At 45.2% G+C, this 7,388-nt stretch carries 6 protein-coding genes and 4 tRNA genes; 1 reads left to right on the top strand and 9 read right to left on the bottom strand.

Annotated features, from left to right (window positions below; all coding sequences use genetic code 11):
• Positions 1-474 precede the first annotated feature (474 nt).
• The 8 genes from H8K32_RS06600 to H8K32_RS06565 form a co-directional block, all read right to left on the bottom strand.
• Positions 475-551, bottom strand: a tRNA-Arg gene (locus H8K32_RS06600).
• 31 nt (positions 552-582) lie between these two features.
• Positions 583-657: transfer RNA gene (locus H8K32_RS06595), tRNA-Arg, on the bottom strand.
• Between the two features lie 31 nt (positions 658-688).
• Positions 689-763: transfer RNA gene (locus H8K32_RS06590), tRNA-Arg, on the bottom strand.
• A 31-nt stretch (positions 764-794) separates the two neighbouring features.
• Positions 795-869 (bottom strand) — tRNA-Arg (locus H8K32_RS06585).
• Positions 870-1,076: 207 nt separating this feature from the next.
• The gene (gene glmM, locus H8K32_RS06580) at positions 1,077-2,420 is read right to left on the bottom strand and encodes a phosphoglucosamine mutase (protein ID WP_186911680.1); all 1,344 of its coding nucleotides are present in this window, start codon (positions 2,418-2,420) and stop codon (positions 1,077-1,079) included.
• A 23-nt stretch (positions 2,421-2,443) separates the two neighbouring features.
• Entirely contained in the window at positions 2,444-3,286 is an 843-nt protein-coding gene (gene folP, locus H8K32_RS06575; RefSeq protein WP_186911679.1) for a dihydropteroate synthase, read from the bottom strand.
• A 66-nt stretch (positions 3,287-3,352) separates the two neighbouring features.
• Positions 3,353-5,242: an ATP-dependent zinc metalloprotease FtsH gene (gene ftsH, locus H8K32_RS06570; RefSeq protein WP_186911678.1), complete on the bottom strand. Its 1,890-nt coding sequence runs from the start codon at positions 5,240-5,242 to the stop codon at positions 3,353-3,355.
• A gap of 210 nt (positions 5,243-5,452) precedes the next feature.
• Positions 5,453-6,097, bottom strand: a complete 645-nt coding sequence (locus H8K32_RS06565) for an RlmE family RNA methyltransferase (RefSeq protein ID WP_186911677.1) — start codon at positions 6,095-6,097, stop codon at positions 5,453-5,455.
• A 102-nt stretch (positions 6,098-6,199) separates the two neighbouring features.
• On the opposite strand from H8K32_RS06565, the gene H8K32_RS06560 reads away from it, so the two are divergent.
• Complete coding sequence (locus tag H8K32_RS06560; protein ID WP_186911676.1) at positions 6,200-6,676, top strand: YhbY family RNA-binding protein; 477 nt, start codon at positions 6,200-6,202, stop codon at positions 6,674-6,676.
• Positions 6,677-6,835: 159 nt separating this feature from the next.
• Here H8K32_RS06560 and greA read toward each other — a convergent pair whose 3' ends face one another.
• Positions 6,836-7,312 carry a transcription elongation factor GreA gene (gene greA / locus H8K32_RS06555; RefSeq protein ID WP_186911675.1) on the bottom strand — a complete coding sequence of 159 codons (477 nt, stop codon included), beginning with the start codon at positions 7,310-7,312 and terminating at the stop codon, positions 6,836-6,838.
• Positions 7,313-7,388: the final 76 nt, after the last annotated feature.

Below are 7,388 nucleotides of genomic sequence, written 5' to 3'. Positions count from 1 at the left end.
TTTGGGTGAGATGTGTGTAGTTCATTATGCAATTTCGACTGGCCGGTCAAAAAGGCACAAATGCTATCGCATCTTGCCCTCATTAACCGATACCGTTCATAAATTGCACTTCATCCTAGAATTCGCCTCATAAAAACTGGCCAAATCTCTGCAATAAGCCTTGCGAGTATTGAGTGAGCAATTTTTTAGACTATCAGCAAAGAAAGTAAATGCTGGAACCTCGCCGCTTGGACCAAGCAGCTTGTAAGCGGTTCGCCCCTCTTTTTCGTAAACAATAAGAGTGACATTTTTCTTACTTCGAATGCCCTTCGGTTCCATATTGAATCCCATTCAATCTTCAATGTGCACCAGGGAAGAATAGTCAACGCTTTGAGGAGATTCAAGGAGGAAATTACTTTTGTTTAACAAAAGTAATAAAAAGAAATAATCATAGACAAAAGCTAAAATCCTAAGTCTCTGATTTTAAATGATTTTTGGTCCACCCTACACGAATCGAACGTGTGACCTACAGCTTAGAAGGCTGTTGCTCTATCCAACTGAGCTAAGGGCGGAATTTATTTCATCACAATTGTAATACGCACTTGGATCGACCTGTAATAAGAACGTGTGACCTACAGCTTAGAAGGCTGTTGCTCTATCCAACTGAGCTAAGGGCGGAATTTATTTCATCACAATTGTAATACGCACTTGGATCAACCTGTAATAAGAACGTGTGACCTACAGCTTAGAAGGCTGTTGCTCTATCCAACTGAGCTAAGGGCGGAATTTATTTCATCACAATTGTAATACGCACTTGGATCAACCTGTAATAAGAACGTGTGACCTACAGCTTAGAAGGCTGTTGCTCTATCCAACTGAGCTAAGGGCGGAATTTATTTCATCACAATTGTAATACGCACTTGGATCAACCTGTAATAAGAACCTGCGACCCCGAGCTTAGAAGGCTCGTGCTCTATCCAACTGAGCTATGGTCAGTTTTATTTCGCACTCTATCAGAGCAAGAAAACTGAAGGCTGAATACTACATGTTTACAGCCCCAGTTTCAAGAATAGACTGCGATCTGAAGCTAATATCTGCTAAATTTTTTCGATGCAAGCAACCAAACGACGCGCACTGGCGCTAGCAAGCTCGCCGTCGTCCGCCTCAACCATCACGCGTAACAATGGCTCGGTTCCGGAGGCACGTATCAATACGCGACCACGACCAGATAGCTCAGCCTCTACTTTGTCTTTCTCTTGCATCAAAAGAACATTTTTCTGCCAATCAAAGCCAGGAGAGACGCGGACATTTAACAGTACCTGCGGGAATAGTTGCAGCTTATCAAAGCACGCATCCAAAGTTTTACCACTGCGGCGCAAAGCAGACAAAACTTGCAATGCAGAGACAATGCCATCACCGGTTGAATGCTTATCAAGACACAATAAGTGACCAGAACCTTCACCACCCAATAACCAATCACGTTCACGCAATTGCTCCAGCACATAGCGATCACCGACTTTGGCGCGGGCAAAACCCACACCCAAATCTTTTAAGGCAATTTCAACGGCCATATTCGTCATTAATGTCCCAACCACACCAGGAACCGAACCGATAGCAAGCCTATCCATCACCATCAGATAAAGCAATTCATCGCCGTTATAAATTTTCCCGTGACGATCGACCATAATCAGACGATCCGCATCGCCATCAAGAGCAATCCCCAAATCTGCATGGTTAGCGCGCACCGCAATTGAGAGTGCATCAGGTGAAGTTGCACCAACATTATCGTTAATGTTCATACCAGTTGGCGTATTGCCTATAGCAATAACTTCCGCACCGAGCTCGTGAAATACATGTGGCGCGATATCATACGCTGCACCGTGCGCGCAATCGACAACGATTTTAATGCCGCGCAAGTCTAATTCCGATGGGAAGGTGCTCTTACAGAATTCTATGTAACGACCATTCGCATCACGTAAGCGCTGTGCCTTACCCAAATGATCGGAGCTCACGCATTCCATCGGTAAATCCAACTGTGCCTCAATAGCGAGCTCAACTTCATCTGGAAGTTTATTTCCCTGTGCAGAGAAAAATTTAATACCGTTATCGTAATAAGGGTTGTGAGATGCGGAGATAACCACCCCTGCCGACAGGCGCAATGCGCGTGTCAGGTAAGCTACTGCAGGTGTCGGCATAGGACCAGATAACATCACGTCAACACCTGCCGCAGCAAAACCAGCTTCCAGAGCGGCTTCAAGCATGTAACCAGAGATACGCGTATCTTTGCCAATCAATACGGTTGGGCGTTTCTCTCCAGGTTGACCGGTTTGCGCCAACACCTTGCCTGCGGCATAGCCTAAACGCATTACAAAGTCAGGAGTAATTGGAGCAACACCAACTTTGCCACGAATACCATCAGTACCAAAATATTTTCTTGTCATTTTTAATGTCCAATTCTCTTTTTTCAAACGAGCATTGCTCGCCAAACTTTTAACGCATCCACAGTTTCAGCAACATCGTGAACCCGTAAAATTTTTGCTCCCATATTTGCGGCGGATAAGGCAGCCGCAAGACTACCAGCCAAACGTTTTTCAGTTACTCGACCGGTCATTTCACCGATCATTGTTTTTCTTGATACGCCGACCAACACCGGTAAGTCCAATTGATGCGCCATTTTAGGGATATCTTTAAATAGCGCGATATTATGCAACAACGATTTGCCAAAACCAAAGCCCGGGTCGACACATAAATTTTGCCGCGGAACACCGGCATCCAACAAATCCCTTACTCTATCGCCTAAAAAGCCCCTCACCTCCGTAACTACATCAACATATGCTGGAGATGACTGCATATTCGAAGGCACATTTTGCATATGCATAATGCACAGCCCAACGTCACTTTCAGCAACAGCAGCAATTGCCTCCGGTGAACGAAAGCCTTGGATATCATTAATCATATCCACACCAGCCAATATGGCTTCTCTCATCACTTCTGGCTTATACGTATCAATAGACAAGGCTTTGCCACAATCGCGCAAAGCAAAAATTACTGGCATGACGCGGCGCAATTCCTCATCAAGTGACAAAGCCTGAGATCCCGGGCGACTGGACTCTCCTCCGATATCGATAATATCAACCCCGTCCTCTATCATCTGTTCGGCGCGCGATAATGCACTATCCAAATCAAGGAACTTGCCACCATCAGAAAATGAATCCGGCGTGACGTTCAAAATACCCATCACCAGCGGCTTACAATCATCGTTTCGCAAAGGAATGCGATAACGCCCACATTGAAAATAATCAGTCATAAAAAAAATAAAGGCGAGGATCGCTCCTCACCTTATATTAAAAGCTTAACTCAGAAACATGAAAAATCAGGCTGGTGCAGTCGCGTTCGGAGAAACGCCCCCAGAACTATTGTCCGATGAAGATCGACCGGTAGACTGCCCGAGCTTAGGAGGACGAGGAGCGACGCCATTCATAATGTCGTTTACCTGATCAGCATCGATGGTTTCCCAATCCAGCAAGGCCTTAGTCATTACCTCAACTTTATCGCGATTCTCTTCCAGCAATCGACGCGCAAGTGCATATTGGGTGTCGAGAATAGAACGAATCTCAGCATCGACTTTTTGCTGTGTCGCTTCCGAAATGGTTTTCGAAGCCATACCAAAATAACCTTCTTGCTGATTATCTTCGTAAACCATAACTCCCATGCTGTCCGACATACCGAAACGGGTCACCATAGAGCGCGCCAACTTGGTGGCACGAGAGAAATCGTTTGATGCACCAGTCGACATTTGACCTACGAAAATCTCCTCAGCGATACGACCACCAAAAAGAATAGAAATCTCTTCTAACATTTTGTCTTTGTAGCCGCTGATCTGATCATGCTCAGGTAACTGCCACGTCAGACCGAGCGCAAAACCGCGTGGCATTATCGTCACTTTGTGTACTGGATCGGCTTTAGGCATCAGCTTCGCAATAACGGCATGACCAGACTCATGATAAGCAGTATTACGACGCTCTTCTTCACGCATGACCATTGATTTGCGTTCAGGTCCCATGAAGATTTTATCTTTCGCATCTTCAAAGTCCATCATTTCTACCAGACGCTTATTGCGGCGCGCAGCAAACAGTGCAGCTTCATTCACCAGATTCGCCAAATCGGCGCCAGAGAAACCTGGAGTACCACGGGCCAGAATATCTGCTTTAACGTCAGCAGAGATGGGTACTTTACGCATGTGAACATTCAAGATTTGCTCGCGACCACGAATATCTGGCAAACCCACCGAAACCTGACGATCAAAACGACCTGGACGTAACAAGGCTTTATCAAGTACGTCAGCACGGTTAGTTGCAGCGATTACGATGACGCCAGAATTCGCTTCAAAGCCGTCCATTTCAACCAACATCTGGTTCAGTGTTTGTTCGCGCTCATCATTACCGCCACCCATGCCGGCACCGCGATGACGACCAACAGCATCAATCTCATCGATGAAAATAATACAAGGTGCGTGCTTTTTAGCATTTTCAAACATATCACGAACGCGTGACGCACCAACACCCACAAACATTTCGACGAAATCAGAACCGGAAATAGTAAAGAATGGGACTTTGGCTTCGCCAGCGATCGCACGTGCCAACAATGTTTTACCTGTTCCAGGAGGACCAACCATCAATACGCCACGTGGAATACGTCCACCGAGCTTCTGGAATTTGGTCGGATCGCGTAAGAAATCAACAACCTCAGTTACCTCTTCTTTGGCTTCATCGCAACCAGCAACGTCAGCAAAAGTCACATTATTGTTCGCATCATCCAGCATACGTGCTTTGGATTTACCAAACGAGAACGCTCCACCCTTGCCGCCACCTTGCATCTGGCGCATAAAGAAAATCCAGACGCCAATCAGCAACAGCATTGGGAACCAGGAAATAAACACTTGCGATAAGAACGATTGCTCTTCCGCAGGTTTACTATCAAACTTAATTCCATTAGCAACTAAATCACCAACCAAACCACGATCAAAGATAGTACCTTGCGACTTGATTTTTTTACCTTCAGTCGTTACTGCTGTTACGGTACGGGTAGAATCGTCGATCGTCACTTCTTTAATATGCTTCGCTTTAACTTCGTCCAAAAACTCGGAATACGGCACTGCGGCCATACCAGAGGTACCGGCTTTTCCGCCAAACTCTTTGAAAAGCATAAAAAGCACCATGGCAACAACTACCCATATAGCCGCTTTTGAAAACATATTATTCACGAGAACTCCTTGGGCGCAGGTTACGCCATTTGATACTGTAATCAGTCATTCTACCCCCAATAGGCAGAGCTTGCTAGCCAGCATATGCTGGCAACATTGAGGATTATCAAGAGTAAAAATATGGAACTTAATAAAATCACACATAGAGATGTGTTTCAGGGTCGAATAAATGAGACCCCCCCCACACACCGCAGTGCGCTCATCATTCAGTTACTCAGGATGTTTCAACCCTTTGCCAAGCAAAAATATCTCTGACGATTTATCTTTGCTCGCCTTAGGCTTCTTATTCAAGACAACTTTAAACTCATCTTTGAACATATTAATAATATTATTATAACTAGGTCCATGGAAGCACTTCACAAGCAACGAACCAGTCGGCTTTAAATGTGCCTTAGCAAAACTGACAGCTAATTCGATGATGTACTCGACTCTGGCAGAATCCACCGTTGAGTTACCAGATAAGTTCGGCGCCATATCTGATAGTACAAGATCAAGCTTACGTCCGACTAGTTTAGACTCCAATTGATCAAGAACCTCGTTCTCACGAAAATCCCCCTGAATAAATTGAACGTCAGCAATAGGCTCCATAGGTAAAAGATCAAGTGCAAATATTTCGCCGTCGATACCCCCGCCCTCTTTACCAGCGAGCTTATTTCGTACATATTGAGACCAACTACCCGGTGTTGCCCCTAAATCGACGATAATCTGTCCTGGACGAATAAGTTTCTCAGACTCATCAATCTCTTTTAGCTTGTAAACGGCGCGCGCGCGGTAGCCTTCTTTTTGTGCAAGTTTCACATAAGGATCATTTATATGATCGTGAACCCAATTTTGATTGAATTTATTCTTTGCCATTCGCGTAAAATACTGCTTTTAAAGGAAAACTATGCATTTCCTGACTGATTGACGTCAGGGGATGTATTTATCGTGCAACCGTTGGATGCACAAGGAAAAATTATGTTAAAACTCACTCCCGCCGAAAGAAGCGAACTCAGATCCGAAGCTCACGCCCTGAAACCTATCGTCCTGATTGGTGAAGCAGGACTTTCACCTTCCGTCATCAAAGAAATTGACGCCGGCTTAAATGCCCATGGTTTAATTAAAGTTCGCGTTTTCGGCGACGACCGCGAAGCACGTATCGCGATGTACGATACCATCTGCGCAGAGCTCAAAGCCGCACCAGTGCAACATATCGGAAAACTTTTGGTGATTTACCGTCCAAAGATTGAAGGCACCAAAGAAACCAAGCTCGTCAAAAAAGGTCGTGGCATGCGCGAAGTTACTATCGTCAAGCCTAGTCCAAGTGGCACTAAAAAGCCAACAGTATCTAAAGTCATGGTAAAAGGTAACGAACGCGTTACTCAAGGCGGCAACGTCAAACGCGCAAAACCGCGCCAAACAAGCGCCAAAAAATCAGCTTTAGGGAATTCCTGATTTTTACAGCAGTGACGCTGCAATGTAGCCGCAGACCCGCACTGTAACACTACCCGACCATGAAAATGGTCGGGAACTGAAATTAACTTCACTCAATGTGCCCGGTTTTGCCAGACAATAATCCGCGATGAGACAAACTTCATCACGGATTATTTAAACTCAGACGTACAGCACATCCAATACTTCATACTCACGAACACCCGCTGGCGCTTGCACACCTACGACGTCACCCGCATATTTACCAATCAATGCACGTGCAATCGGAGATGTGATTGATACTTTACTCAATTTAATATCCGCCTCGTCTTCACCGACGATCTGGTAACTGACTTTTTGCGAATTCTCTAAGTCTTCGAGGTGCACAGTAGAACCAAACACTACCCGACCTTCCGCATCCAAGGTTGTTGGATCGATGATTTGTGCGGAACCCAGCTTACCTTCCAGCTCTGCGATTCGTCCCTCAATAAATGCCTGACGTTCTTTTGCAGCATCATATTCAGCATTTTCTGATAGATCACCTTGCGCGCGTGCTTCAGCGATTGCATTAATCACGTCTGGGCGTTCTTTGGTTTTCAAATTGTGCAATTCTTTTTTTAACAATTCTGCACCGAATTTGGTGATAGGTACTGTACTCATTTCATTCACACTTATAAAAGTAAAAATACAGAGGTCACATCCAACACCAGCCTGACCGATGCCTTATGTGACCTCT

The organism is Cognatundibacterium jejuense, from assembly GCF_014284255.1.
Taxonomy (GTDB): domain Bacteria; phylum Pseudomonadota; class Gammaproteobacteria; order Burkholderiales; family Burkholderiaceae_D; genus Undibacterium; species Undibacterium jejuense.
The sequence above is the reverse complement of the archived record's forward strand: the minus strand, read 5'-3'. Positions and strand labels throughout refer to the sequence as shown.